The 24,723-nt window shown below is 40.5% G+C and carries 22 protein-coding genes; 14 read left to right on the top strand and 8 right to left on the bottom strand.

Annotated elements, in window-relative coordinates:
- Positions 1–55: 55 nt before the first annotated feature.
- Both B1F84_RS03345 and B1F84_RS03350 read right to left on the bottom strand, forming a co-directional pair.
- Positions 56–2,125 carry a TonB-dependent receptor gene (locus tag B1F84_RS03345; RefSeq protein ID WP_131690567.1) on the bottom strand — a complete coding sequence of 690 codons (2,070 nt, stop codon included), beginning with the start codon at positions 2,123–2,125 and terminating at the stop codon, positions 56–58.
- Between the two features lie 56 nt (positions 2,126–2,181).
- On the bottom strand, positions 2,182–2,838 hold the full coding sequence (locus B1F84_RS03350) for a YoaK family protein (protein WP_131690568.1): 657 nt from the start codon (positions 2,836–2,838) through the stop codon (positions 2,182–2,184).
- Positions 2,839–2,982: 144 nt separating this feature from the next.
- On the opposite strand from B1F84_RS03350, the gene B1F84_RS03355 reads away from it, so the two are divergent.
- From B1F84_RS03355 to B1F84_RS03365, 3 genes are all read left to right on the top strand, one after another.
- Positions 2,983–3,231 carry a TIGR03643 family protein gene (locus B1F84_RS03355; RefSeq protein WP_008114290.1) on the top strand — a complete coding sequence of 83 codons (249 nt, stop codon included), beginning with the start codon at positions 2,983–2,985 and terminating at the stop codon, positions 3,229–3,231.
- A gap of 73 nt (positions 3,232–3,304) precedes the next feature.
- Complete coding sequence (locus tag B1F84_RS03360) at positions 3,305–3,688, top strand: hypothetical protein (RefSeq protein ID WP_008114288.1); 384 nt, start codon at positions 3,305–3,307, stop codon at positions 3,686–3,688.
- A 9-nt stretch (positions 3,689–3,697) separates the two neighbouring features.
- Positions 3,698–4,777: an endonuclease/exonuclease/phosphatase family protein gene (locus B1F84_RS03365; protein ID WP_131690569.1), complete on the top strand. Its 1,080-nt coding sequence runs from the start codon at positions 3,698–3,700 to the stop codon at positions 4,775–4,777.
- A gap of 236 nt (positions 4,778–5,013) precedes the next feature.
- On the opposite strand, the gene B1F84_RS03370 is transcribed toward B1F84_RS03365, so the two are convergent.
- Entirely contained in the window at positions 5,014–6,390 is a 1,377-nt protein-coding gene (locus B1F84_RS03370; RefSeq protein WP_131690570.1) for an NAD-dependent succinate-semialdehyde dehydrogenase, read from the bottom strand.
- 201 nt (positions 6,391–6,591) lie between these two features.
- Here B1F84_RS03370 and B1F84_RS03375 point away from each other — a divergent pair, with 201 nt between their 5' ends.
- The 3 genes from B1F84_RS03375 (at position 6,592) to B1F84_RS03385 (ending at position 8,776) form a co-directional block, all read left to right on the top strand.
- Positions 6,592–7,626, top strand: coding sequence for a nitronate monooxygenase (locus B1F84_RS03375; protein ID WP_131690571.1), 1,035 nt, complete (start codon positions 6,592–6,594; stop codon positions 7,624–7,626).
- Between the two features lie 6 nt (positions 7,627–7,632).
- Positions 7,633–8,199: a Crp/Fnr family transcriptional regulator gene (locus B1F84_RS03380; protein ID WP_008111961.1), complete on the top strand. Its 567-nt coding sequence runs from the start codon at positions 7,633–7,635 to the stop codon at positions 8,197–8,199.
- Positions 8,200–8,260: 61 nt separating this feature from the next.
- Entirely contained in the window at positions 8,261–8,776 is a 516-nt protein-coding gene (locus tag B1F84_RS03385) for a YgjV family protein (protein ID WP_131690572.1), read from the top strand.
- 4 nt (positions 8,777–8,780) lie between these two features.
- Here the strand turns inward: B1F84_RS03385 and B1F84_RS03390 are convergent, their stop codons facing one another.
- On the bottom strand, positions 8,781–9,299 hold the full coding sequence (locus B1F84_RS03390; protein ID WP_131690573.1) for an NUDIX domain-containing protein: 519 nt from the start codon (positions 9,297–9,299) through the stop codon (positions 8,781–8,783).
- Between the two features lie 226 nt (positions 9,300–9,525).
- On the opposite strand from B1F84_RS03390, the gene B1F84_RS03395 reads away from it, so the two are divergent.
- From B1F84_RS03395 to B1F84_RS03415, 5 genes are read left to right on the top strand one after another with little or no spacing between them, the layout of a single operon-like run.
- Positions 9,526–10,866 (top strand): sigma-54 dependent transcriptional regulator, encoded by a 1,341-nt coding sequence (locus B1F84_RS03395; RefSeq protein ID WP_131690574.1) that lies wholly within the window; start codon positions 9,526–9,528, stop codon positions 10,864–10,866.
- 39 nt (positions 10,867–10,905) lie between these two features.
- Complete coding sequence (locus B1F84_RS03400) at positions 10,906–11,115, top strand: hypothetical protein (RefSeq protein WP_008111968.1); 210 nt, start codon at positions 10,906–10,908, stop codon at positions 11,113–11,115.
- A gap of 23 nt (positions 11,116–11,138) precedes the next feature.
- Positions 11,139–12,623 (top strand): sensor histidine kinase, encoded by a 1,485-nt coding sequence (locus B1F84_RS03405; protein ID WP_131690575.1) that lies wholly within the window; start codon positions 11,139–11,141, stop codon positions 12,621–12,623.
- 1 nt (position 12,624) lies between these two features.
- Complete coding sequence (locus B1F84_RS03410) at positions 12,625–13,086, top strand: response regulator (RefSeq protein WP_008111973.1); 462 nt, start codon at positions 12,625–12,627, stop codon at positions 13,084–13,086.
- 25 nt (positions 13,087–13,111) lie between these two features.
- Positions 13,112–15,073, top strand: coding sequence for a response regulator (locus B1F84_RS03415; RefSeq protein WP_131690576.1), 1,962 nt, complete (start codon positions 13,112–13,114; stop codon positions 15,071–15,073).
- A gap of 8 nt (positions 15,074–15,081) precedes the next feature.
- Here the strand turns inward: B1F84_RS03415 and B1F84_RS03420 are convergent, their stop codons facing one another.
- The 3 genes from B1F84_RS03420 to B1F84_RS03430 are packed head-to-tail and all read right to left on the bottom strand — an operon-like array spanning position 15,082 to position 18,782.
- The gene (locus tag B1F84_RS03420; protein ID WP_131690577.1) at positions 15,082–16,092 is read right to left on the bottom strand and encodes a LacI family DNA-binding transcriptional regulator; all 1,011 of its coding nucleotides are present in this window, start codon (positions 16,090–16,092) and stop codon (positions 15,082–15,084) included.
- Between the two features lie 11 nt (positions 16,093–16,103).
- Positions 16,104–17,432, bottom strand: coding sequence for a glycoside-pentoside-hexuronide (GPH):cation symporter (locus B1F84_RS03425; RefSeq protein ID WP_008111977.1), 1,329 nt, complete (start codon positions 17,430–17,432; stop codon positions 16,104–16,106).
- Between the two features lie 15 nt (positions 17,433–17,447).
- Positions 17,448–18,782 carry a GH1 family beta-glucosidase gene (locus B1F84_RS03430; protein ID WP_131690578.1) on the bottom strand — a complete coding sequence of 445 codons (1,335 nt, stop codon included), beginning with the start codon at positions 18,780–18,782 and terminating at the stop codon, positions 17,448–17,450.
- A 248-nt stretch (positions 18,783–19,030) separates the two neighbouring features.
- On the opposite strand from B1F84_RS03430, the gene B1F84_RS03435 reads away from it, so the two are divergent.
- The 3 genes from B1F84_RS03435 to B1F84_RS03445 all read left to right on the top strand — a co-directional run bounded on the left by B1F84_RS03435 (position 19,031) and on the right by B1F84_RS03445 (position 23,686).
- Positions 19,031–20,296: a sugar MFS transporter gene (locus tag B1F84_RS03435; RefSeq protein ID WP_008111979.1), complete on the top strand. Its 1,266-nt coding sequence runs from the start codon at positions 19,031–19,033 to the stop codon at positions 20,294–20,296.
- Between the two features lie 16 nt (positions 20,297–20,312).
- The gene (locus B1F84_RS03440) at positions 20,313–22,829 is read left to right on the top strand and encodes an exo 1,3/1,4-beta-D-glucan glucohydrolase (RefSeq protein WP_131690579.1); all 2,517 of its coding nucleotides are present in this window, start codon (positions 20,313–20,315) and stop codon (positions 22,827–22,829) included.
- Positions 22,830–23,059: 230 nt separating this feature from the next.
- Positions 23,060–23,686 carry a fumarylacetoacetate hydrolase family protein gene (locus B1F84_RS03445; RefSeq protein WP_131690580.1) on the top strand — a complete coding sequence of 209 codons (627 nt, stop codon included), beginning with the start codon at positions 23,060–23,062 and terminating at the stop codon, positions 23,684–23,686.
- Here the strand turns inward: B1F84_RS03445 and B1F84_RS03450 are convergent.
- Positions 23,613–24,551 carry an ABC transporter substrate-binding protein gene (locus B1F84_RS03450; RefSeq protein ID WP_131690581.1) on the bottom strand — a complete coding sequence of 313 codons (939 nt, stop codon included), beginning with the start codon at positions 24,549–24,551 and terminating at the stop codon, positions 23,613–23,615. The two genes, B1F84_RS03445 and B1F84_RS03450, sit on opposite strands and share 74 nt — an antisense overlap.
- Between the last annotated feature and the right edge of the window lie 172 nt (positions 24,552–24,723).

The following is a 24,723-nucleotide window of genomic DNA, read 5'->3' on the forward strand; positions in this document are numbered from 1 at the left end:
CAAATAAATGAATAAAAAGAATGCGCTATATAGTTTATATAGCGCATTTTTTGTTTTACCACTGGTAACTTACAGACAACATGGCATTACGCGGTTTTCCTGGGAAGTAACGATCGCCAGTAAAGCTGGTGTAATCGGCGCGCTGTGCGTAAGCCGTGTTGGTTAGATTTATTATTCGCGCACTGAGTAATAATTGTGGGCTTATTTGCCATTGGCCGCGCAAGCTTAAAATATCGTGACCTTGATATTCATGTAAGTTTTCAGGGTCGGTAAAATAGCGACTCACATAGTGCCATTGCAGAGCAAGGTTAACACGCTCGTTGGCTTGCCAGTTAAAGTCGATATTAGCGACCTTTCGAGGTGCGGTATCAATATCGTTACCTTTAATATTAATACTGCCGATGATTTGCTCATTCGAGTACGTATGTTTGGCATAAGTACCTGCAAAATTAATTGAAAAGTGCTGATTAAAGCTGTGTGCTAACTCAAGCTCAATGCCACGATGTCGAGTTTGGCCGTCATTAACAGTAAAAAAGTCACTGTCGCGGTAGATGGTGTTGTGCTTGCTCATCGCATAAGCCGACAAACCGTATCGAGTATTGTTATACACCCCTTTAATACCTAACTCAGCATTATTTGCTATTTCTGCGTCTAAGTCGGCAGTACTTTGCTCGCGTTGTAATTGATAAAGCTCAGCTGCTTGGGGGGCTCTATAGCCTCTTGAAAAGTTAGCGTATAGTGTATTGTTTATATTAAGCTGATAGCTCACACCGAGTTTTGGCGAAAGATTACTAAAGCTGTTTTTAGTGCTCTCGGGGCGACTATAACGACAGCCGCCAAAACCACATTCACTGCCATCCTCTTTTGTACGCCCTGTAAGCATATTGTTTTGATAGTCATATTGCATATGCTCATAACGGACACCTGCGGTTATAAGCCAATTATTTAGCTGCCAATCAATAGCGGCAAATGGGGCATATAAGGTGGCATCAACTTGGTAATCGTAATGTTTACCTTGCGGCACTGTGGCTACTAAAAACGCAGAACCTTGAGTGGGATTATCTTGGGTTTGTAAAAAATCGGCTTGTGTAAACTCACCATCAAAACCAAGCTTTAGGTTGGAATTGTCGTTCACATAATGCTGATAAAGCGATTGCAGACCAAACCCTGTTTGGCTATTCTTTTCAAGTGGCGTTCCGGGTAAAAAGTGTTTAAAAAAGTCCATGCTTTGGTCACGAATATAAGGGGTAACAACCAGTGTGTTCTCTCCTAATTGCCAGCTTGCTTTACTCCAAGCTCTAAGCGAGCGAGCTTTTCTAAAGGCGTCGGGATCAAAGTTTTGCTGTGCTATATCTTCATCTTTATAGCTTTGAAAACCGCTAATATAACCAGCAGTTTGTTGATCTAAATTAGTATACGTAAGCCCAGACACTAAGCTTAAGTTGCTGTTATTGTAGCGATGACGTACATTTATTTTTTGTTGCTTTACGCTTTCGTCATCTCGATAACCGCTATCATCTGTAAAACTGGCATTAATACCTACGCCTGAATTATCCATGGCATGGCCTGCACGTAATTTATAGCGAGCATAACCATAAGAGCCATAATCAAAGCCTAGTAAACCAGCACCTTGCGTAGTATCAGGGGTAATAACGTTAATTACACCATGCACTGCATTAGAACCATAAAGTGCAGAACCTGGACCTTTTAATACTTCAATACGCTCTGCCATTTCGCTATGTGCTTCGAATAGTTCATTGATATTACAAAAGCCCGCTGCACGAAGAGCTATGCCATCTTCTGCGGTTAAAACACCACCACAAGCGCCCGTTCCAGAAAGTACTTGCGAGCGCAGAGCCGGTAAATACTCTTGGCCATTCCCACGTTGGACATTGGCACCTGCAACGCGTTGTAGCGCTTCCTCTACATGGGTAGGAGCTATAAGCTCAAGCTGTGATTTACTTAATACACTGATCACCAGTGGTAATGGCGTGGAAAGCGCTTCACTACGCGATGCTGTGGTGGTGATCCGTTCAATTGATTGCGCGGTATCTTCAGCACACGCACTATTAATTAAACCTAACTGACTGCATAACAATAACGGGGGTAAATAGTAATATTTCATAAATTCCAGCACATCGGCAATTTGATAAGTTTAGGGTAGGGGATTTTGTGAATTGGTTAAAGCACACTCAACCTATAAACCCGATAAGTAATCGATAAAACAATACAAAAAATGCCGGGAAAAACTAAAGTGAGCACTGAGTAATGTTTAAATAGTAATACACCTACCACTCCGCCGGCTAAAAACCCGGCAATAATTAATACAAAGACCAAGCATTTTCTATTGTCAAAAGCTTCTCCTTTTAGGGCTTTACCAAACATCAAACCCAGATCGGTAAAAATACCGGTTAAGTGAGTAGTTCGCACAACTGCGCCGCTGTAGTTAGTGGCTAAAGCATTTTGTAAGCCGCAGGCTGCAGAGGCAAGTGTAAGTGCGTAAGGGTAAGAATATTGAAGTAGCTGTGCGCTTAACAGCAGTAAAATACCCTCAATAAATAAGAGCGTATCGTAATGGCGGCCTAGCTTAAGTGAACCGCCTGAAAGCATTAAGCCTGTTAATGCCGAGCCAAATATAAAACTCAGTACAATCGCAATTAAAAATAACGCTGCATTGATGTTGGTAGTAAGTTCAATAGCTAATGAAGTCACCGACCCCGAAACGTGAGAGATTGCTTGTTGTTCGAACCCTAATAAACCTACTGCATTTACCATACCGGCAATAAAAGCGAGGGTAAACGCACCATATTCGACCCACTTAGGTAGTTTTGTAAACATCCTTTTAGCTCCGGTTTCAGTGTATAGATTAATCATACACTTAATTAAACCCAACAAATAAAAAAGAGGTTATATTTTTAACATAACAACCAAGTGATGATCGCTAAATTTAACTTTTGCGTATTAACCGAATTTGGAATGAATATGTTTAATCGAGAACAGCAATCGCGGATTATCGAAATGGCATGGGAAGATAGAACGCCATTTGAAGCCATTGAAAACCTTTATGGGCTAAATTACTCTCAGTTAGTTAATTTTATGCGGGAGCATATCTCTAGCGGCTCATTTAAAGTATGGCGTAAGCGCCATGCTGGGCGTAAAACTAAACACCTGAAGCTGCGCGATCCCGCGATTATGCGCAGTCATTGTAAAACTCAGTACAAGCAACGCTAATTTGTCTCGTTTCATGTAATGTTCAGGCTTAGCCGTCAATACTCTTCAGTAATGATCACACTGGAGAATTGCCATGAAAACATTAATCAGTATTTTATTAATGGTTTTTACGCTAACGGCAACAAACGCATTTGCTGTACCACACAAAGACAAACATACAGATAAGCATGCGAATAAACATGCAAACAAGCATCACTGGAAAAAGCATAAATATAATCAATACCATGATAGAAAATGGATTTCTAAAAAACAGGCCAAGCAATTAATTCGCCAAGGATGGACTCCACCAGGGTGGCATAGGCCTTATTATCAAGGTGATATCCTTGGGCATGACATTTATAAGCGTGCTAGAGTAATAGATAGAGAAAGAGGCACAGTGCGAATTGAAGTTGATCGCACTATTATACATTTAGTGCACGACACTCGTGAAATACTCTCTATTTTACAGCGCTATTAGGATTTATAAATGCTCATTGTATTGGTCATAATTACTGGTTTGTTGTTATTAATAACGTTATTACCTCTGTCATACAGTCAGCATTATTTGGTACGTAGCTGTGACTTTGTGCGCTTGCAGGTGTGCTACCTAGCAAGCGCTATCGTTATAGCGGCTCTGATAGGTATGTGGCAAAGCGACTATATTACATACCCGTTATTAGCCACTGTCGCTTTAGTTATTTTAGCGCTTCAAGCTAAGTGGATTTATCCCTACACCTGGTTCGCTAAAAAAGAAGTATTAACCGCACCAAAAAGCAGTGATCACAGTATCAGAATTTTATCCGCTAATGTGCTTATGTCGAATCGACACAGTGAGCAGTTAATTAACTTAGTCGATAAATATCAGCCAGACTTACTTATCACCTTAGAAAGCGATAGTTGGTGGCAAGATAAATTGTCCGTGCTTAAAAAGCACTACCCTCATCAAGTACAGTGCCCTAAAGATAATCGCTACGGCATGCATGTATTTAGTAAATTTAACATACTCGATGCACAAATTTGTGCACTTATAGAAGATGATATTCCTTCTATACATATTTTGTTTGAAAACCACCAAGGGTTAAAAATGCAGGGGCACTTTATTCATCCCGCCCCACCGAGCCCTACAGAAAAAGACTCATCACGACCGCGCGACAGTGAGCTAATAATGATAGCAAAAGCGATTAAAGACTCAACTCGCCCGACCATAGTCGCAGGCGATTTAAATGATGTTGCTTGGTCGCGCAGTACTCGTTTATTTATGCAAATTAGTGGCTTTTTAGACCCGCGTAAAGGCCGTGGCTTTTTTAATACCTTTCACGCGAATTACTTTTTTATGCGTTGGCCGCTTGATCATTTGTTTCACTCAAAAGGCTTTAGTGTAAAACGAATAAAGCGCCTTGCTAAATATGGCTCTGATCATTTTGCTTTACTTACCGAATTGGTATTTGAAGATGCTAATCAGCAATCCCTAGAAACAAAACCAAGCGATCAAAAGCAGCAAGATATACAAGAATTGGCAATGAACAAAGCAGATAAACGCAAAGTACCAATGTTTGAGAATAGCTAGGTATAGTAAAGGTGTTAGGTTAAAGGTTTTAGGTGAAAGAAAAAGTTAATACATTACGGTAGTGCTTTTAGGTTTGCAGCGTTTTATACAGCGAGCCATTCAGTTGAGTGTTAAAAATTCATCAGACAATAAAACACCGCGCTTGCTACAAGCGCGGTGTTTAATTTTACTAACCTGATACCTGATACCTGATACCTGATACCTGATACCTGATACCTGATACCTGATATCTAATACTAGCTATGAATCATGATGCTTTTAACATTCACAAATTCGCGAATCCCAAAGCCACCATGCTCTCGGCCATAACCACTGTCTTTAACACCGCCAAATGGTAAGTTCGGTTGAGCAAGTCCGTAGCCATTAATATTGATCATACCGGTATCAAAATACTTTGTAGCCAGCTCAATGGCTTTCTTCTCATCTTTTGAAAAGATACCGCCGCCTAGTCCATAACGGGAGTCGTTGGCAATACGCATAGCGTCGTCGTTATCTTTGGCTTTAATCAAAGATGCTACAGGGCCAAATAGCTCATCGTCATAAGCAGGCATGCCCGGTGCAAGGTTTTCCAGCACGGTTGGTGGATAGTAATAACCCGTTTGTTGCGGTATTTCGCCGCCTACAATTGTTTTTGCACCCGCATTGACAGAGTCTTGCACTTGCTGATGAATTTTGTCGCGTAAATCTTCGCGTGCCATAGGACCCAGTTCAGTATCTTCATCCATTGGATCGCCCATTTTTATCGCCTTAAACTGCTGGCTTAGTGCTTCTTTAAAGTCATTGTAGAGTGAATCGACCACCACAAAGCGCTTGGCTGCAACACAGGTTTGGCCGTTGTTGATAATGCGTCCTTGTAAACATGCTTTGACTGCAAGGGCTAAGTCCGCGTCATCAAGTACAACAAAAGCATCGTTGCTACCCAGCTCTAGCACGGTTTTTTTAACATGCTTGGCAGCTTGCTCTGCCACTTTTTTACCAGTGCCATCACTTCCAGTAAAGGTTACGCCACTAATCGCTGAGTGTGAAATAAGGGCGCTGGCAGTTTTACCATCAACTAGTAAGTTGCTAAAGCAGTGTTCAGGAAAGCCTGCTTGTAGAAATAGTGTTTCAATTTTCTCAGCCATACCGAATACATTACCAGCATGTTTTAATACCGTGGTATTACCTGCCATGATGTTTGCGGCACTGTATCTAATAACTTGATAAAGTGGGAAGTTCCACGGCTGAATACCCAACAGCACGCCGGTAGGGCGATAGCTTATTATTGCACGACCGCCTTGCATGTCGCGCTCCTCGTCACTAAGCATGTCTGCGCCATGTTCCGCGGTATAACGACAAATGTCAGCACAAAGCTGTACTTCTTGGAAACCCTGCTCATAGACTTTACCCATTTCTTCGGTCATCAGTTTTGCTAAGGCTTCTTTTTGACTTTCAAACAAAGAGGCTAATTTATTTAGATATTGTGCGCGCTCGGTAAACGAGGTTAATCGCCATGTTAAGTATGTTTCATGAGATTTTTCGATCACTTGTTCTGCTTGAGCTTGAGAAAGCAGCGTATAGCTATTAATGACTTGCTCGGTTGCGGGATTGATCGTATCAACTGTGTTACTCATTTTACCTCCTAACAAATTATGTAATAGGGTAGCTGCAAAACCAAAGCCAGTTAGTTTTTTGATATTAAAAAAGTTATAACTATTTGTTAGTAATAGTTTTTACATTAAATATGACTAAAATTTAGATGTTGTTTGCTTGCTGTTTTTGCTATGGTTCTGTAAATACTGCAAGTTGTTGAAAAAGTTACAGGGAGAGTTCAGATGAAGCCATCATTGTTTAATACCGCTTTACCGATAATTCAGGCACCTATGGCCGGTGTTCAAAACGAGCAGCTTGCTCTTGCTGTAAGTGAGGCTGGAGGGTTAGGCTCTTTGCCTTGCGCTATGTTATCCCCAGCACAATTAGTTGAGCAGCTAGAAATACTTAGCCACAAAACAACGAAGCCGTTTAATCTTAACTTTTTTTGTCATACAGTTGCTGACTACACACCCGCGCAACAACAGTGCTGGCATGCATTACTTGCCGCTTACTTTACAGAGTATAAAATTGACCCGCAAAGCTTAACTGCAGGGGCTTCTCGTCAACCTATAAATCAATCGATTGTTGATATAATTGCACCTTATAAGCCAGCAGTTGTGAGTTTTCATTTTGGTTTACCTGAGCAAGCTATTGTGGCGCAAATAAAAAGCTGGGGTACTAAAGTAATTTCAACGGCCACTACCTTAGATGAAGCTATTTGGCTTAGTAAAAATGGTGCTGATGCCATAATTGCACAGGGTTTAGAAGCTGGGGGGCACCGAGGCCATTTTTTATCTATGGATTTAAGCTTGCAACAAAATACTGAGCAGTTAGTTAAACATTGTGTTGAGCATATATCACTGCCTATTATTGCTGCTGGTGGCATTGCTTCGGCCGGTGATGTACAGCGATTTAAAGCGTTAGGAGCCAGTGCAGTCCAAGTAGGGAGTGCTTATTTACTATGCAAGGAGGCAACAACATCGGCTTTGCATCAACAGGCTATTTTAGATCAGCAACAAGATGAGACCACACTGACCACATTGTTCTCTGGTAGGGCCGCTCGGGGTATTCAAAATCGAGTAATGCAAGAATTAGGTGCTATGCCAAATGGGGTTCCTGCGTTTCCACACGCCAGCAGTGCAATAACGGCATTAAGAAGTCGCGCTGAAAAAAGTGCTAAAAGTGATTTTTCGCCTTTGTGGTGTGGCCAAAAATATATTCCCAGGGTGGGTGTGTCAGCGGCTGATATTACGCATGCTTTAATGAAAAAATGGTAATTTTTAATGTCTGATAATCCACTTTTATCGCTTGGCGATAGTTATGAAGCGCTAGTAAACAAGTTTAAAGTGCAATTAGCTGGGAAGTATCCTCAGCAACGAATAGCGCCCAATACCGTATTAGTGCAACAAGGCGATGTACAAGGTTATGGGTATTTAATTGTTCAGGGGGTTTTAGGCGCTATTCATGACGATATAGACGGCGTGCAAAAGTGTAAAGAGTTTTATTTTAAAGATGAATTTGCATTGCTGTTTGCCAATTGGATGACCTCAACGCCTGCGTTTTATCAATTAAAAGTGATTAACGAAGCAAGTGTAATTAAAGTACCACTAACACTATTTGAGCAAGCACAGTATCAACTGATTAAGCAGCAGCTTATTGCACAGCAACTTATTTTTAAAGAAGCTAAAGAGGCATTTTTATTACTAAATAGCCCCGAGCAGCGTTACTGTTATTTACTCAAACATAAGCCCCATTGGTTGGCGCAGCTAAGCTTGAGCCAAGTGGCAATGTATATAGGTATTTCAGCTATTTCGTTGTCACGAATTCGTAAGCGACTTAACTTAAGTTAAGTACTGTTTTTATAAAGCATTATACACTCCCCATTTTTAAGCCTTAATGCCTTGGAGTGCTATGTTTTTAATTGCCCAATCGTTGGTTGCAGTTGCTACTTTACTCGACTTAGCTTCATTTCAGTTTAAGTCCCGACGAATTATTTTAAGCTGTTTATTTACCTCAGTATTATTAACCTCTGCTCACTTTTTTATATTGGGCTATCACAGTGCTGGCTGCTTAATGTTTATTGCCGCGGTACGTTATTTTTACTGTATTTACTATAAGCATACTTGGGCTATGTTTGGGTTTATGGCTGTAAGCTGCTTAGCCGTTTATTTTACTTGGCAAGATTGGTTTAGCGCATTTGCATTGGTGGCGACATTAATACAAACCATTGCTTCATTTCAAAATCGAGATTTGCACTTAAGGTTATGTATGGTGGTGGGAACCTCTTTTTGGATAACACATAATATTTTCGCCGGCTCGCCAGTGGCAATACTCATGGAAAGCCTATTTTTAAGTAGTAACTTATTAGGACTATACCGCTTTTATGTGGGTAAAAAATCGCTGAGCGAACCGCAAACGCAACCCTAAACACTTAGGAAAAAAACTGTGCTGCAATGGCTTTTAGCAGATAGGTTTCGCGAATAATTGATAGCCCTTGCTTGTCACTGTTTGCAAGTGTACGTTCGTTATGGGCTATCGCCTGGAAAATATCAACCCATTTAGCCTGCATGCCATTTTGTTGTTCATAGTGTTCTAGCTGCGCTTGACCGAGTTGCTCATCAATTTGGCAGAGGTAGCAATATGATTGTATATGAATAATATCAAAGTCATCTTTATACCAAGGACGGTATTCCTCATAAAGCCCAAACTCACTGCAGATTTTTATATTTTGTGCGCCAGTTTCTTCACTCAGTTCTCTGATCAATCCCTGCTCTATGCTTTCATGTGGGTCAATCCCACCGCCAGGTAAACTAAAGTCGTCGTAGTGCTGAGTATACATAAGTAAAATGTGTTGTTGCTTAAATGCAATTGCGCGAGCGGTTGGGCGAGAAAATTGACGACCTTGCTCAATCTTGATTGAGGGATGAATGTAGGTTTTTAATAAGCGCATAACAACTCCTGTAATAAAAATAAATTATATCAGTTGGTTGTATTAATTTCTTTAATAGGGATTTAATAAGCCGCATAAAATAGCGCTATTTCAGCGTCTATACAGCTATTTTTAATTAAACTGGCGGATTAAAAAATAAAATAGTCGCGCTTTGTACCCAAGTTATGCATGTCTTTCATTTATATAAAAGGGTAAGTAGAATGGTAAAAAAGCACAGGGATTATTCATGTTAAATATACTTTTAGTCGATGACGACGTCGAATTCAGTGATGTTATTTGCCATATTGTTGAGTTTCTTGGCCACAACATTAATACAGCAACTAGTTTAAAAGAAGCGCACCAGTGGTTTGAAAATAATACTTTCGATCATGTGCTGCTTGATTTTATGCTGCCAGATGGCAGTGGCTTGCATTTATTAGATCATTTAAAAATGATTGGCCAATCGCCTAAAGTCACTCTTATTTCGGGGCACCCTTCAGTTAAAGGAATTTTAGCTGACATGTGTGAGCCTAATGTGTCGCATTTATTAAAGCCGCTGCAACGTGAAGATTTAGAATTAGTATTAAACGGCCCGAAAAAAACAGTTAAAAAGGCAAAAAGTGCCGCAATTACTCATCATTTTGATACGCTTATTGGCGAGTCTGCACCCATGCAACAGCTTTATACTATGATAGAGCGCGTAGCTAAAACCAATGCTAATGTCATGCTTATGGGAGAGAGCGGGGTAGGTAAAGAGGTGGTAGCGCAAGCCATTCATAATGCTAGTAAGTGCGAAGGTCCACTGGTGGCGAGTAACTGTGGGGCACTCTCTAAAGAACTAATTGGCAGTGAATTATTTGGCCATGAAAAAGGCGCATTTACTGGTGCCATTGCCCGCAAAGACGGCGTGTTTGAACAAGCCGACGGTGGCACGTTATTTCTTGATGAAGTCACCGAAATGCCGATTGATATGCAGCCTAATTTACTGCGTGTACTCGAAACTAAAAAAGTAACCCGAGTTGGTGGAAATCGTGAGTTACCAGTAAATTGCCGCGTTATTTCAGCCACTAACCGCTCACTCACCGATTTAGCGCAGAACAATATATTACGTGAAGATATTTACTTTAGACTCGCTGTTTTTCCTATTGATATACCGCCACTACGAGATCGAAAAGAAGATATTGCGTTACTTGCTAAATCGTTTTTAGGGCAGTTAAACGATGAAAACGGTACAGCGTTTGCCTGGGCTAATGAGCAGCTTAAAGAGCTAGAAACCTACGACTGGCCGGGCAACGTACGTGAACTTCGCCATGCCATTCACCGCGCTTTTATTATGAGCGACCCGCAAACCAGCACAATTAGTTTACCTGATAACTTAGAGTCGCCTTTTTCAAGAGTTAATACTCAACCTGAGGAAAAACAGGTTTCAGCAGGGCAAACTATTGAAGAAGTTGAAAAAGAACTTATTCATGCCACGCTTGATAAAGTACAAGGGAATAAAACATTAGCAGCACAAATGCTGGGTATTAGCACTAAAACCTTATATAACCGTTTAAATGCTTATGGTGGTATTGGCGAGTATAAATAACCAGCATGTAAATTTAATCACAACAAAACGAGGACTTTAATGGCATCACCACAACAGGCAAAACCTTTGAATGAGCTGGTACACGACGCACGTGCGCCACTAAATCGTATTTCGATGAATGCTGAACTAATTAAGTTAGTACTTGAAAACGATATGCCAAAAGATAAAGCACTCGCCGCACTGGATAAAATAATTGCTAATTGCCAAGCGTGCAGTGACAGTTTGCAGCTTATTTCAGAGTCGAAGTAACCCTAATTAATTCAGGACGATAAATGATTAAACGCAAACAGCAAGGCAAGGCAAATGTAGTATGGGCGTTATTTATCTCTATAGTGTTGTGTATCATTGTTGGTAATGCTTTTTTAGCCATTAATACTATTCAAGGGTTATCGCGTACCCAGCAAAGTTTAGACAACACTAATATGTTAAGCACGGCGATAGAGCAGCTACATCTTTCGGTAGTGCAAGCTGAGTCGGGACAGCGAGGGTATTTATTAACCCAAACTGATGATTATTTAGTGCCTTACTACGATGCTATCGCACAAATAGAGTCTCAAACTAACCATGTAAGCGCCTTACATTCTGAAATTGATGGGCAGGCACAGCGTATTGCTGAGTTATTATTACTGGTTGAAGCTAAAATAGCTGAGCTTAAAAAAACAGTTAAATTAGCATTAAATGATAAAGAGCAGCGCGCCTTACTAATACTTAATTCACATGAAGGACGCGACTTGTATAGAGAAATTCGTGAGCGAGTTAATGATATTCAAGAGCGCGAACTACTGTTTAAAGTCAGTCACTTTTCGAAATTAGCGCAAATTAAAAAAGAAGCAAAGATCACTTTTGGTATTACTGCAGTTACCAGTACGTTATTAATTTTGGGTATGTTTTTATTGGCGAGGCTGAATTTAAAAAATGCGGCAGTGTATCGCGCCGAGCTGGAAATGCAAAATGAAACCTTAGCGAGTAAAGTAACTGAACGTACCCAAGAGCTTACCTTGTATTCTGATGAATTAAGTCGCAGTAACCGAGAGTTAGAAGAGTTTGCCTTTGTTGCCAGCCATGACTTGCAAGAGCCGCTAAGGAAAATTCAAGCATTTAGCGACCGGCTTGAGAGCATGTTTAAAGACGAGTTAGGCGAAAAAGGTACAGACTACATTGCCCGCATGAAAAATGCCGCGCAAAGAATGTCTAATTTAATTAATGATTTATTAGAGTTTTCTCGAGTAACCACCCGAGGTAAAGATTTTACCGATACCGATTTAAACAGCATTTTGAATGATATAAAAAGTGATTTAGAAATAGCGATTAATGAGTGTAATGCACAAATTGTCACGGCTAATATGCCCGTTATTCAGGCTGATCCGAGTCAAATGCATCAGCTGTTTTTAAACTTAATTTCAAATGCGGTGAAGTTTAGAGGGCCTAACGTAGACCCTGTTATTAATATTGACTTTGAACGAGTGAGCGAGTTTAGTGAAGATCATAACAGTGAAATAAGTTGGCATGTAATTACAGTCAGGGATAACGGTATCGGTTTCTCAGATGAGTATGCGGATAAAATATTTGTACCATTTCAGCGCTTACATGGTCGCTCACAATACAAAGGGACGGGTATAGGTTTGTCCGTTTGCCGTCGAATTGTAGAGCGTCACGGTGGCTCTATTGCCGCGATAAGTACCCTAGGTGAAGGGGCAACTTTCATCATTAAATTACCCGTGGATGCAGAGTTATTCACATTAAAAGGAGAGGCATAATATGCCATTAACAACCGTAAAACCGATTACCATTTTAATGGCAGATGATGATGAAGATGATCGTTTGTTAACCCAAGACGCGCTTGCAGAAAGTCGCGTTTTAAATGAATTACACTTTGTTGAAGACGGTGTAGAGCTTTTAGAGTACTTAGAGCGCAAAGGCAAGTTTGAAGATAAAAGCATCTCGCCAAGACCAGGCTTAATTTTACTTGATTTAAACATGCCGAGAATGGATGGCCGCGAAGCACTTCAAGCTATTAAAGCGCATCCTAATTTAAAAGGCATCCCAGTGGTAATTTTAACCACCTCTAAGCAAGAAGAAGACATGGTTAAAGGCTATAACCTAGGCGCTGCGTCTTACATAACTAAGCCTGTTACGTTTGATGGCTTAGTTGAGTTGATGAAAACACTGGGTAAATACTGGGTTGAGTTTGTAGAGCTACCAAGCACGTTTAACGATTAAGCATATTATTAAAACAGGAGAGGCTATGTTAGCAAAGGCAACGAAACTGCTATTGGTTGAAGACGATGAAGATGATTATATTTTAACTCGTGACTATTTAGAGCAGCTCAGTTCCCATGTGTTTGACATAGAGTGGATAACTTCTCCTGAGCAGGCAGTAGAAGTGTTGAGTAAAAATCAACATGATATTTGCTTGCTTGATTATCGCTTAGGGGCCTCTGATGGCTTAAGTGTGCTAAAACAAGCGCTTAAAAATGGTTTCTGTGGGCCTATTATTATGCTTACAGGGCAATCTAACGATGCCCTCGATTCAGCTGCGCTTGATGCTGGAGCCGTTGATTACTTAGTTAAAAGTGAAATGAGTGGTAGCCGATTTGCCCGCTCTATTCGTTATGCATTAGCACGTCGAGATGTGGAAGATGAGCGAGTGGAGCGTTTAAAAGCGGAGGCTGAAAACCGCTCAAAAGATCGCTTTTTAGCACATTTAAGCCACGAATTGCGCACACCGCTATCTTCTATTTTAGGCTATACCGAGTTGTTGATGCTTAGTGACTTTAACAAGCAGGCTGAAAACGAGCTAGGTGTGATTTATCGTAATGGTAAACACTTATTAAGCTTACTAAATGACGTTTTGGACTTATCTAAAATTGCTGTTGATAAGCTTGAACTCAGTTTGTCAGAGGTTAATCTTGATAGCCTAATGGCCGACGTATTTACGTTAATGCGCGTATCAGCGCTGGATAAAGGTTTATCACTAAAATTTGAATCACTGGAGCCTTTGCCACTAGTCGTTCGTATCGATGCTACTCGGCTTAGACAAATTCTTATTAACCTGATTAATAATGCGATTAAATTTACCGAGCAAGGCGAAATTGTGGTTAACGCATGGACTGATATGGTCGCTGAGCGTGAAATGCTATTTTTTAGTATTAAAGACTCAGGCTTAGGTATTGCTCCAGAAAAACAAGCCCTCATCTTTAAGCCTTTTGAGCAGATAGCCGATGTAGAGTCACGCTCAGTAGGTGGTGCAGGTTTAGGTTTAGCTATTTGCTCTGAACTGCTTAGTCGTATGCAGGGGGATATTTCATTAGACTCTCATGTTGGTGAAGGCTCAACGTTTACCATTTCCTTATACCCTGGTGATATCAGACAGGTAGAGCGCAATTTATTAAAACTTGATTTAACCCCCAATATGCAGCAAAAAGTAGCCCCCTGCCAAGTGAGCGGCAAAGTGTTGGTGGTTGATGATTTACGCGATTTACGCGTGCTAGTTGGTCACTTAATAGGTTCGGCAGGCGCTGAAGTAGATTATGCTGATAATGGTAAGCAAGCACTCGACAAAGTAAAAAAACAACTAGCAGACGGGCACACTACCTACGATATTATATTTTTAGATATCCATATGCCGGTAATGGGCGGAAAAGAAGCTGCTATTGAGCTTAGAAAGCTAGGATTTAAAGGCGCAATCATAGCCTTAACCGCAGCAACTATGAAAGGCATTCATAACGAACTCAATGCGTTAGGGTTTGACGATATGATTGCCAAACCTGTGGATTCCCACTTGCTCTATCAATGTTTAGAATTAAGGCTTGGACAAAAAGAACAACCGGTTTCGCCGGTTCAGCCAATACCCAAACCGAGTAACGACAAAAAGTGCTTTCTATTAGTAGAAGACGATGCCGATGCCGCGCAAATTACCCAGTTATTATTAGAAAGCTTGGATGTAGATACCGATATAGCAACAAGTGTTAAAGACTGTAAAGCAATGCTTGAACATAACAGTAATTACGATAAAGTATTGCTCGATATGCATTTGCCAGATGGAACTGGTTTAGAGCTAGCAGGGTTTATTAAACAGCATTACCCTGACATTGAACGCGTCGTTATTAGTGGTATGGAGCCCGATGCTGTGCATATCAGGCAACTAGAAATAGATCAGGTATTGCTAAAACCAATAAATTTAGCATTACTCAACCAGCTTGTTTAACACCCCTATTAGCTTGATGTTAAAGGTTTAACCACAGATTGGCGTATTACTAACTCGGGCTCAAATAACGTTTGAATAGGGTGTACGCTTTTTTGATAAACATGGCTCAGTACCCACTGCGCTGCCACTTTACCCATCTCATCGATAGGATAGTTTATAGTGCTCAACGGAGGGTAAACGTGACGGGTAAAAAACACGTTATCGTAGCCGATAATAGAAAGCTGCGAAGGCAGTTGTATACCATGCTCTCTGGCACTCACCATGGCACCGGTTGCCATTTCGTCATTGGCACATACTAAAGCGGTAAATGCGGGATTATTTTTATAAAGTGTAGCGAAGCCTTCGTAGCCACTTTCTTCGACAAAGTCACCTTCAAATAAATTACTTTTATCAAATTCAATGGCGTATTCAGCAAGTGCTTGTTTATGTCCGTTTAAGCGCTCTTGAGCATCTTTTTTCCACAGTGGACCGCTAATATAGGCAATGTCTTTATGGCCCGACTCAAGAATGTATTTAGTGGCTAAATAGCCGCCTTTAGTATTATCAAGAATAATACAGCGATCGGCGAGCTCTTCAATGTAGCGGTTAAGCAAAACAAACGGAGTTTTGCCTTTACTTAACTTTATTAAGTATTCATCACTAATAGCTTCAACATGTAAAATAAGTGCGTCGCAATTGCGGCTAATTAAAAATTCGATGCCTTGTTGCTCTCGCTCTGCGTCACTGTGCCCTGCGGTAATAATAACGTGTTTACCTTGGTTTCTTAAGGTGTTCTCTATACCGCTCATCATCGGCCCATAAAATGGACCTTTAAGCTCTGAAACTAACAAGCCCGCGCTATTAGAACAATTAGAAGCCAGTGATTGCGCAATAGAATTAGGACGGTAGCCTAGCTCTTCCATAGCTAAGGTAACCTTTTTTCTGGTTGCATCACTTACATTTGCATTGTTGTTCATTACTCTTGAAACAGTGGCAAGTGACACCCCTGCAAGCTTTGACACTTCATAAATGGTGGCCATACTATTCCTTGCTACAAATTGCTTTTTTGTGTTAAATCGGCAGTGATTTTTTTAATGGTTTTATTATCTAGGCTGTATTTACTCATTATTAAAGCCACAAGTACACTGCCAATCGCAGGGTAGAGTGTGAATGAGGTTAAAATACCGTTTTTAGTTGCCTCGCTTAATTCCACATTGGCTTGATATTGATAATAAGCAAGTAACCAACCGGCAATCGCTCCGCCTAATGCAAGCCCCAATTTAATAAAAAATACGATGCTTGCGTAAACTAAACCGGTGAGTCGACGGCCATTCTGCCAGACTCCGTAATCAATAGCATCAGCCATTTTTGCCCATAATAAAGGCGTTGCCATTTGAGTGAAAAAACACCATAAAAAATACACTAAAAAAGCCAGTAAAACGTGTTCATTAGGGACAAAAAAAGCAAGGCAGCTCAATATGGCGGAAATATATTGCAGATAAACATAAGCCGCTTTTTTATCAAAGCGTTTACTTAAAGGTTGTGCGCAAGCGCAGCCTAAAATATTACCAATCATACCTAAGGTTACAAATTCGGTGATTAAATCTTCTTTGCCAAGCACATATTTTACATAGTAAATAGCTAATGTCGTGCGCAGCACCATACTTGTCAATAATACCAGTGCAGCCATACATAAGATTTTAAACGGCTGATTTTGCCATAAAACGTGGAGTTGTGTTTTTAAAGATAATTTATGCGGCGGATTGATCACCCGCTCCTTGGTGTAACGAAAACAAATTAGAAATAACACCACACCTAGGCAGCTCATAACCAGCATAGTGAGTTGATAGCCCAATTCGTTATTACCATCGCCAAACCATTTTACTAAAGGCAAGGTACAGCTAGTAACCAATAAACCTCCCAGCATGCCAAATACAAACCGATATGACTGAATGGAAACGCGTTCGTTAGGATTTCGACTTAATACACCGCCAAGTGCCGAATAAGGAATATTAATTGCGGTATAAACCAACATTAGTAGGGTGTAGGTAACGAACGCGTAAATAATTTTGTTGCCGTCATCAAGCGCAGGAGTAGTAAAGGTGATCACGCTGATAACAGCAAAAGGGATAGCAAGCCAAAGTAGGTAGGGTCGGTAGCTGCCGTATTTAGTATGAGTGGCATCAGTGAGGGCGCCCATTATTGGATCTGTTACTGCATCAATAACTCTGACTACTAAAAAAAGGGTACCAACAACCGCAGGCGAAATACCAAATATATCAGTGTAGAAAAAAGTTAAAAACAGCATCACGGTTTGAAAAATAATATTACTGGCCGTGTCACCTAGGCCATAAGCTATTTTTTCTTTTTTACTCAGCATAAAAGCCACTCGTTATTATTTTTGGCGCTGTTTAAGAAAATCACGATACGCAATTGCGCTTTGTTTTAATGTACGTTGTTGAGTTTGGTAATCAACATAGACTAGCCCAAAGCGCTTTTCATAACCATAGGCCCATTCAAAATTATCCATTAAGCTCCATGCAAAGTAGCCTTGCACATTCACGCCTTGCTCAACTGCATTATGAACGGCATTAATGTGGCTATGGTAGTAATCGATGCGTTGTATGTCATCTATTTTACCGTCTATTAATACATCGGCCATCGCTGCGCCGTTCTCTGTTATATATACTTTAGGTAAAGTGTAACGATCATTTAATGAAAGTAGTAATTCACACAATCCCTGTGGGTAAACTTCCCAGCCCATATCGGTGGTGGCAACATTCTTTAGAGGAACTTCGCTAAACCAATGATCTGGCGTATTTTTATAATGAATACGAGTATAGTAATTAACCCCTAAAAAATCGATTTTTTGACTAATAATTGCCATATCTTCGTCGCCAATATGGGGTTTTACATCACTGGTAAGCTGATTAATTATCTTAGGGTAGCAGCCCTCTAATATAGCCTTAATATACCACTGGTTATGGTAATCATCGGCAAGCTCAGCAGCGCGTTTATCATTTATGGTGAGTGGGTAGGCAGGGCTAAAATTAAGCACTATACCGGCTTCTATCGTAGGACAATTTTTACGTATCACCTGCATCGCGAGTCCATGGGCAAGCAGAAGATGGTGCGCTGCTTGGCGTCCTGCTTTTTGACTTTTTATGCCTGGTGCGTGTACTCCTATCTCATAGCCTAAGTAAGCACTACAAAAAGGTTCGTTTAAGGTCGCATAAGAATCAACTAAGCCCTCTAGTTGCTGAGTGACTATATGAGTGTAATGAGCAAATTGGTATGCTGTATCGCGGTTGAGCCAGCCACCACTGTCTTCTAAATGTTGTGGTAAGTCCCAATGATATAAAGTGACATAGGTTTTAATATTGCGCGCTTTTAGAGCTTGCAGTAGCGATTTGTAAAACGCCATACCTTGAATATTCAAGCTGCCATCTTGGTGTAAAACGCGCGGCCAAGAAATTGAAAGTCGATAAGCGTCTACAGCTAAATCAGCAATCATTTGTACATCTTGTTGCCAATATTCTATGTGATCACACGCTTGGTTGCCGTTACTATTATCAGCAATGGTATTTGGCTTGTTACAAAAAGTATCCCAAATACAAGGAAGACGCGTATCGTAACTTCCCTCTATTTGAAAGGAGGCCGTGGCAACCCCAAAAATAAAGGGTGATTTTAAAAGGGCTGACGTGCCTGGCAACGAAATGGTTTTAAACACAATGAGATACGTCCTTACATTTGCAGTAATAATAAACTTAAAGTAATTAGCTAAGCAAAAATAATTGCCTAACATTGCGTGTAAGCGCTTACAATAATTTTGTAAATAAATTGATAATTTTTATTTGTATGTTATAAATGTAAGCGCTTACATTTGGTGTTGCAACTATTATCTGCATTTTAAGTTTTACTAAACGCAATAAAATAGAGGTAACAATCTGATAGTTATAAATAATTAGAGATTATACTATGGCACATATCACACAGCCACTATCGGCAACGGAAAACAGCCAAAAACCAGGGTCCACACACACCTTTGCGTTAACATCGCTTACGACCTTGTTTTTTATGTGGGGTTTTCTTACTTGCTTGAACGATATTTTAATTCCGTATTTAAAGGGGATGTTCTCCCTTAACTACACCCAAGCAATGTTGGTGCAATTTTGTTTTTTTGGTGCCTACTTTGTTATGTCAATCCCTGCGGGGAAACTGGTCAGTAAAATAGGTTATCAATTTGGTATTGTTGTCGGTTTAGTTGTCGCAGCAATTGGTTGTGCATTATTTTACCCTGCTGCAGAAGCCCATGTATACGAGCTATTTTTATTAGCTTTGTTTGTTCTTGCTTCAGGGATCACCATTTTACAAGTTTCTGCTAACCCATATGTAAGTGTACTAGGGCCTGCAAAAACAGCCTCTTCGCGCTTAACCATGACCCAAGCCTTTAACTCTTTAGGCACAACGGTTGCGCCTTTATTTGGTAGTTGGTTGATTTTGTCTGAAATTAGCCAAGCAACAGCCGAACAAGTTAAATTTCCTTATTTAATGCTCAGTGCAAGCCTATTAGCATTGGCGATTATTTTTGCTTTTTTAAAGTTACCTAAACTAGGTAAAGCGATTGACAGTGAAGCTGAAAACCAAGGTGACACTGAGTTTGTTGATTTAGGCAGCGTATGGAAATATCGTCACCTTATTTTAGGCGCGATTGGTATTTTTGTTTATGTAGGGGCTGAAGTGGCCATAGGCAGCTTTTTAGTCGGCTTTTTAACCTTAGATCATATTGCAGGCTTACCAGAGCAGCAAGCAGCACATTACATCAGTTATTATTTTGCAGGTGCAATGATAGGGCGCTTTGCTGGCGCCGCGATTATGCAAAAATTAAATGCAGCCAAAGTATTAGCTTGTCACGGTATTTTAGCAGGCTTACTTGTGCTAATTGCTATGACGGGTCAAGGGTCACTGGCTATGTGGGCTATTTTATTAGTTGGATTATGTAACTCTATTATGTTTCCTACTATTTTTAGTTTAGCACTACAGGGGCTTGGTAAATACACGTCACAGGGTTCGGGTATTTTGTGTTTAGCGATTGTTGGCGGTGCGATTATTCCGTTATTACAAGGTATGCTGGCTGATAACATAGGTGTGCAATTAGCCCTTATTCTACCCATTGGCTGCTATTTATATATTACTTATTTCGCGCTGTTTGGTGCAAAAAAAACAACGTCAACTCCTCTTTGAGTTTTAGGTGAATGCTATGATTATTAAACGCACTTTTTCAATTACTGCGCTGATGCTAGCAGCAATAACCAGCAGCGGTTGCTCGCAACCCTCTGATAGTGTCAGTGATACAACAAACCAAAAAGAAATTTGGCCAACAATTACAACGGGGATTAAAAGCGATGCTCAAATGGAGCAAAAAATCGCTGATATGCTCAGTACTATGACGCTAGAGCAGAAAATAGCGCAAATGATCCAACCTGAAATTCGTAACATCACGGTTGAAGATATGCGTAAGTATGGCTTTGGCTCATACTTAAATGGCGGTGGTTCGTTTCCAAACAATAACAAGCATGCTACGCCTGAAGATTGGGTTGATTTGGCAGAAAAAATGTACCAAGCATCTATTGATGACTCTCTAGATGGCAGTACCATTCCTACAATGTGGGGCACCGATGCGGTACATGGACACAACAATGTTATTGGCGCTACTTTATTTCCGCATAATATTGGTTTAGGTGCTGCAAATAATCCTGCACTTATTGAAAAAATAGCCGCTGCTACCGCGCGAGAAGTGATGGTTACTGGTATTGATTGGGTATTTGCACCTACTGTTGCTGTGGTGCGTGATGACCGTTGGGGTCGCACTTACGAAGGGTACTCTGAGGACCCTGAAATTGTGAAAGCGTATTCTGCCTCTATTGTTAAAGGGTTACAAGGCGCTGTAAATGGCGACTTTTTGTCGGACACGCGAGTAGTGAGTACCGTTAAGCACTTTTTAGGTGATGGTGGTACTGTAAACGGCGACGATCAAGGTAATAACATCGCTTCTGAAGAAGAGTTATTTGCGCTTCATGCCCAAGGCTATGTAGGTGGTTTGAGTGCCGGTGCGCAAACGGTTATGGCTTCGTTTAACAGTTGGCATGGCGATAAAATTCACGGCAGTAAATATTTATTAACCGATGTATTGAAAGAAAAAATGGGCTTTGATGGCTTTGTTGTTGGCGATTGGAATGGTCATGGACAAGTTAAAGGCTGCTCAAATAGCAACTGTGCTCAAGCTGCAAACGCAGGTTTAGATGTATACATGGCACCAGATGAGTGGAAACCATTGTTTGGCAATTTAATTAGCCAAGTTAACAGCGGTGAGATCCCACTAAGCAGAATTAACGACGCGGTAACGCGTATCCTACGCGTTAAAATGCGCGCGGGTTTATTCGATAAACCAAGCCCTGCGAAGCGTCCTCTTTCTGGTAAAACTGAAATTATTGGTAGTCACGATCACCGTGCTGTGGCCAAACAAGCAGTACGTGAATCTTTAGTGTTACTTAAAAATAAGCAGCAGTTATTACCATTATCGCCCAAGGCAAACGTATTAGTAGCAGGAATAGGTGCTGATAATATCGGCATGCAGTCAGGTGGCTGGAGTGTTACGTGGCAAGGTACAGGCAATACCAACAATGACTTCCCAGGCGGCACTTCAATTTATGCAGGTATTAAAAACACGCTCGAGCAAGCTGGTGGTAGTGTTGCACTGAGTGTTGATGGAGAGTATAAAACGCGCCCAGATGTAGCCATTGTTGTATTTGGCGAGCAACCTTATGCAGAGGGCAATGGGGATGTTGATAACCTTGAGTACCAGCGCGGTAATAAAAGTGATTTAGCCTTACTGCGAAAGTTTAAAGATGCGGGAATTCCAGTTGTATCATTATTTATAAGCGGTCGCCCAATGTGGGTTAATGCTGAGCTAAATGCCAGTGATGCGTTTGTTGCTATTTGGCTTCCAGGCAGTGAAGGTGATGCAATTAGTGATGTATTGTTTAAAAATGCAGACGGTTCAATTAATCACGACTTTAAAGGAAAGTTATCGTTTTCATGGCCGAATAACCCAATCGACAATGAAAACCGCAACGATGAAGGTTACAGCCCATTACTCCCTTATGGTTTTGGCTTAACCTACGGTGATAGCAATGTACTTAAAGATGACTTGGTAGAGCAAACTCAACAGACTGAACAATTGGACGACTTAGTGTTGTTTGAACGTGCTATAAAAGCACCATGGTCGTTGGTATTAAAAAGTGGCGAGCAACAAAAAACGGTGGCAAGTAGCCGTGAGTCATTAGGCGCTGTGAGCATTCAAACATTTGACAAAGATGTGCAAGAAGATGCGCGAGCTATCCGTTTTAATGGTCAAGCGCTGGCTGGGGTTAATTTAGCCGCGGCATTCCCATCTGACTTACGCTCATACGTTGAGAGTAATGGCCAGCTGCAAATGCAAATTAAAGTAGACAAAGCGGCATCAAGCCCGCTGTGGGTTGCTATGGGTTGTGGTGAAAACTGCCAGGGTAAGTTTGATATTACCGATAACCTTGAGCAATCAGGTCAATGGCAAACATTAAACATCAACTTAAGTTGTTTTGCAGAGCAGGGTGTTGACTTGGCACAAGTATTTTCGCCTTGGCAGTTAAGCACGCAAGGTGATTGGCATGTATCTATAGCTAAACTAGCTATTACAACAAATGCTGCCGAGCAAGGTAGTGTTACTTGTAAGTAGTCAATAATCTATTATAAGCAGGTACAGAGAGTACCTGCTTATAATTTTAAACATGTAGTACAAAAACCTGCCAAATTAGTCCCTCCTTACTTTTATTCCATTCTATGTGATTGATTATATTCAGCTCAGTAGTTGTCACAAAAATATGATAAAACTGCATTCGCTTTTACGTTAATAATTTGAGAGTATGCCAAAATATTAAATGCGTTATGTAATTAACAGGTGAGAGAATGAATCAAATAAAGCTCGCTTCTCAGCGTTTACAACCTTCAAAAATAGTCTGTGTGGGCCGCAATTACAGTGCGCATATTGCTGAATTAAACAACGAACACCCTGAGCAAATGGTAATTTTTAATAAGCCTAATAGCGCGATCACTAATACCTTACTCTCTTCCCATAACGGTGATACGTTGCATTATGAAACTGAATTATGCTTTGTGATAAAAAATAAGCAGCTTGCAGGCGTAGGGATTGGACTTGATTTGACTAAGCGAGCTTTGCAAAGCAGTTTAAAAGAAAAGGGCTTGCCGTGGGAGCGAGCTAAAGCATTTGATGGCTCAGTATTATTTAGTGATTTTATTGAGTTAACGCCAGAAATGTCATCATTTATATTTGAATTGCATATTGATGGTAAAGCAGTTCAGCATGGTGATACCCAGCTAATGTTGCACCAACCTGCGCAAATACTGGCTGAAGTAAGTGAGTTTATGGGTTTAGAAGAAGGCGATATTATTATGACCGGCACCCCTGCTGGCGTAGGAATGGTGAGCGCGGGTCGAGAGTTTAAAGTTGCTCTTTATTCTGACTCTGGTCAGCGGTGCTTATTGGAGCATCATTGGTCTGTGAGTCAACGTTAATTATGTATTGATAGTATTGTTTATCAAAATTATCAATATGTTCACTTAACCAATACCGCTGGCTTAGCTGATGCTCAGCTGATTCTAGTATGGTACTTTCTAATGCGGCATTAATCTTCTTAATTGCCTGATTAGCAAAATTATTGGGCGCATTAGTCGAACAGCCTATAGCGCCTTTAATTAACGAATTCGTATTTTGAGCTATAGGTATGCTAACGATTTTTATGGGGTGTTGTTGCTGGTTAAAGTAACTAGCCATAAAAGGGTAGTCGAGCGAGTAATCTAAAAAACCATGTCTTAATCTATCGATCACAACGCCACTTTCATTGTCACTACTTAAGCTTAAAGAGACGTTATGGTGGCTCAAAGCGTTTTCAATAATCATATTTATGTGTGGCGAAAACCGTCGCGCTGCGGCTTGTCCATAGGTAAAGTTTTCATCGCTAAGCAAGCTAATTAAATTTATAGGATTACCATGTGTTTTGGTAAGTGTTCGTGCTTTTTGGTTAGTGGTAATAATACTAAACTCTGGGTAGATGGAGGTAGGGCGTGAGTAAGTATAGACTTGGTTGGCGTTTTTTTTGTGAATTACGCATGGGAAGCATACATTTTTGCCTTCTCTGATATATTTATTAATTCGTTTTTGTGGCACAACTAACCGAGTATGTTTTACATCCTTAATACTGCTAATGAGTTGCTCAGTTAAATTGTCACACAAACCCGTTTGAGCACTTTCTGAGTTTAAGTGAAAAGGCGGAGTGTTGCTCTGTAGCCACAAAATTTCAGTGAGCTGATTTTTAGATTGGCTAATACTGTTATTCGAGAATATTAAAAAAAGCAGGCAGAAATAACGAGCTGTATGCATAAAAAAGGCTGATAATTCTTTATTAAATGGCTGTTTGTTATTATACCTGAATGTCCAAAAAATAAACATAAAGAACAGCGAAGAATCAATTTCATTGAAGCGTAGTTATACCAATAAGCAATAATACTTAATCATTTACGGGGCTAAACGTGTCACTACCTGCGTTAAAAAA

This window comes from Pseudoalteromonas sp. DL-6 (assembly GCF_004328665.1).
Classification (GTDB): Bacteria; Pseudomonadota; Gammaproteobacteria; order Enterobacterales; family Alteromonadaceae; genus Pseudoalteromonas.

Excerpts from the sequence above, each read along its gene's own strand:
- B1F84_RS03350 (WP_131690568.1), bottom strand. The coding sequence starts at position 2,838 with ATGTTTACAAAACTACCTAAGTGGGTCGAATATGGTGCGTTTACCCTC.
- B1F84_RS03375 (WP_131690571.1), top strand. The coding sequence starts at position 6,592 with ATGAAGCCATCATTGTTTAATACCGCTTTACCGATAATTCAGGCACCT.
- B1F84_RS03440 (WP_131690579.1), top strand. The coding sequence starts at position 20,313 with ATGATTATTAAACGCACTTTTTCAATTACTGCGCTGATGCTAGCAGCA.
- B1F84_RS03365 (WP_131690569.1), top strand. The coding sequence starts at position 3,698 with ATGCTCATTGTATTGGTCATAATTACTGGTTTGTTGTTATTAATAACG.
- B1F84_RS03380 (WP_008111961.1), top strand. The coding sequence starts at position 7,633 with ATGTCTGATAATCCACTTTTATCGCTTGGCGATAGTTATGAAGCGCTA.
- B1F84_RS03345 (WP_131690567.1), bottom strand. The coding sequence starts at position 2,125 with ATGAAATATTACTATTTACCCCCGTTATTGTTATGCAGTCAGTTAGGT.
- B1F84_RS03390 (WP_131690573.1), bottom strand. The coding sequence starts at position 9,299 with ATGCGCTTATTAAAAACCTACATTCATCCCTCAATCAAGATTGAGCAA.
- B1F84_RS03385 (WP_131690572.1), top strand. The coding sequence starts at position 8,261 with ATGTTTTTAATTGCCCAATCGTTGGTTGCAGTTGCTACTTTACTCGAC.
- B1F84_RS03425 (WP_008111977.1), bottom strand. The coding sequence starts at position 17,432 with ATGCTGAGTAAAAAAGAAAAAATAGCTTATGGCCTAGGTGACACGGCC.
- B1F84_RS03405 (WP_131690575.1), top strand. The coding sequence starts at position 11,139 with ATGATTAAACGCAAACAGCAAGGCAAGGCAAATGTAGTATGGGCGTTA.
- B1F84_RS03450 (WP_131690581.1), bottom strand. The coding sequence starts at position 24,551 with ATGCATACAGCTCGTTATTTCTGCCTGCTTTTTTTAATATTCTCGAAT.
- B1F84_RS03395 (WP_131690574.1), top strand. The coding sequence starts at position 9,526 with ATGTTAAATATACTTTTAGTCGATGACGACGTCGAATTCAGTGATGTT.
- B1F84_RS03435 (WP_008111979.1), top strand. The coding sequence starts at position 19,031 with ATGGCACATATCACACAGCCACTATCGGCAACGGAAAACAGCCAAAAA.
- B1F84_RS03410 (WP_008111973.1), top strand. The coding sequence starts at position 12,625 with ATGCCATTAACAACCGTAAAACCGATTACCATTTTAATGGCAGATGAT.
- B1F84_RS03415 (WP_131690576.1), top strand. The coding sequence starts at position 13,112 with ATGTTAGCAAAGGCAACGAAACTGCTATTGGTTGAAGACGATGAAGAT.
- B1F84_RS03370 (WP_131690570.1), bottom strand. The coding sequence starts at position 6,390 with ATGAGTAACACAGTTGATACGATCAATCCCGCAACCGAGCAAGTCATT.
- B1F84_RS03400 (WP_008111968.1), top strand. The coding sequence starts at position 10,906 with ATGGCATCACCACAACAGGCAAAACCTTTGAATGAGCTGGTACACGAC.
- B1F84_RS03360 (WP_008114288.1), top strand. The coding sequence starts at position 3,305 with ATGAAAACATTAATCAGTATTTTATTAATGGTTTTTACGCTAACGGCA.
- B1F84_RS03355 (WP_008114290.1), top strand. The coding sequence starts at position 2,983 with ATGTTTAATCGAGAACAGCAATCGCGGATTATCGAAATGGCATGGGAA.
- B1F84_RS03445 (WP_131690580.1), top strand. The coding sequence starts at position 23,060 with ATGAATCAAATAAAGCTCGCTTCTCAGCGTTTACAACCTTCAAAAATA.
- B1F84_RS03420 (WP_131690577.1), bottom strand. The coding sequence starts at position 16,092 with ATGGCCACCATTTATGAAGTGTCAAAGCTTGCAGGGGTGTCACTTGCC.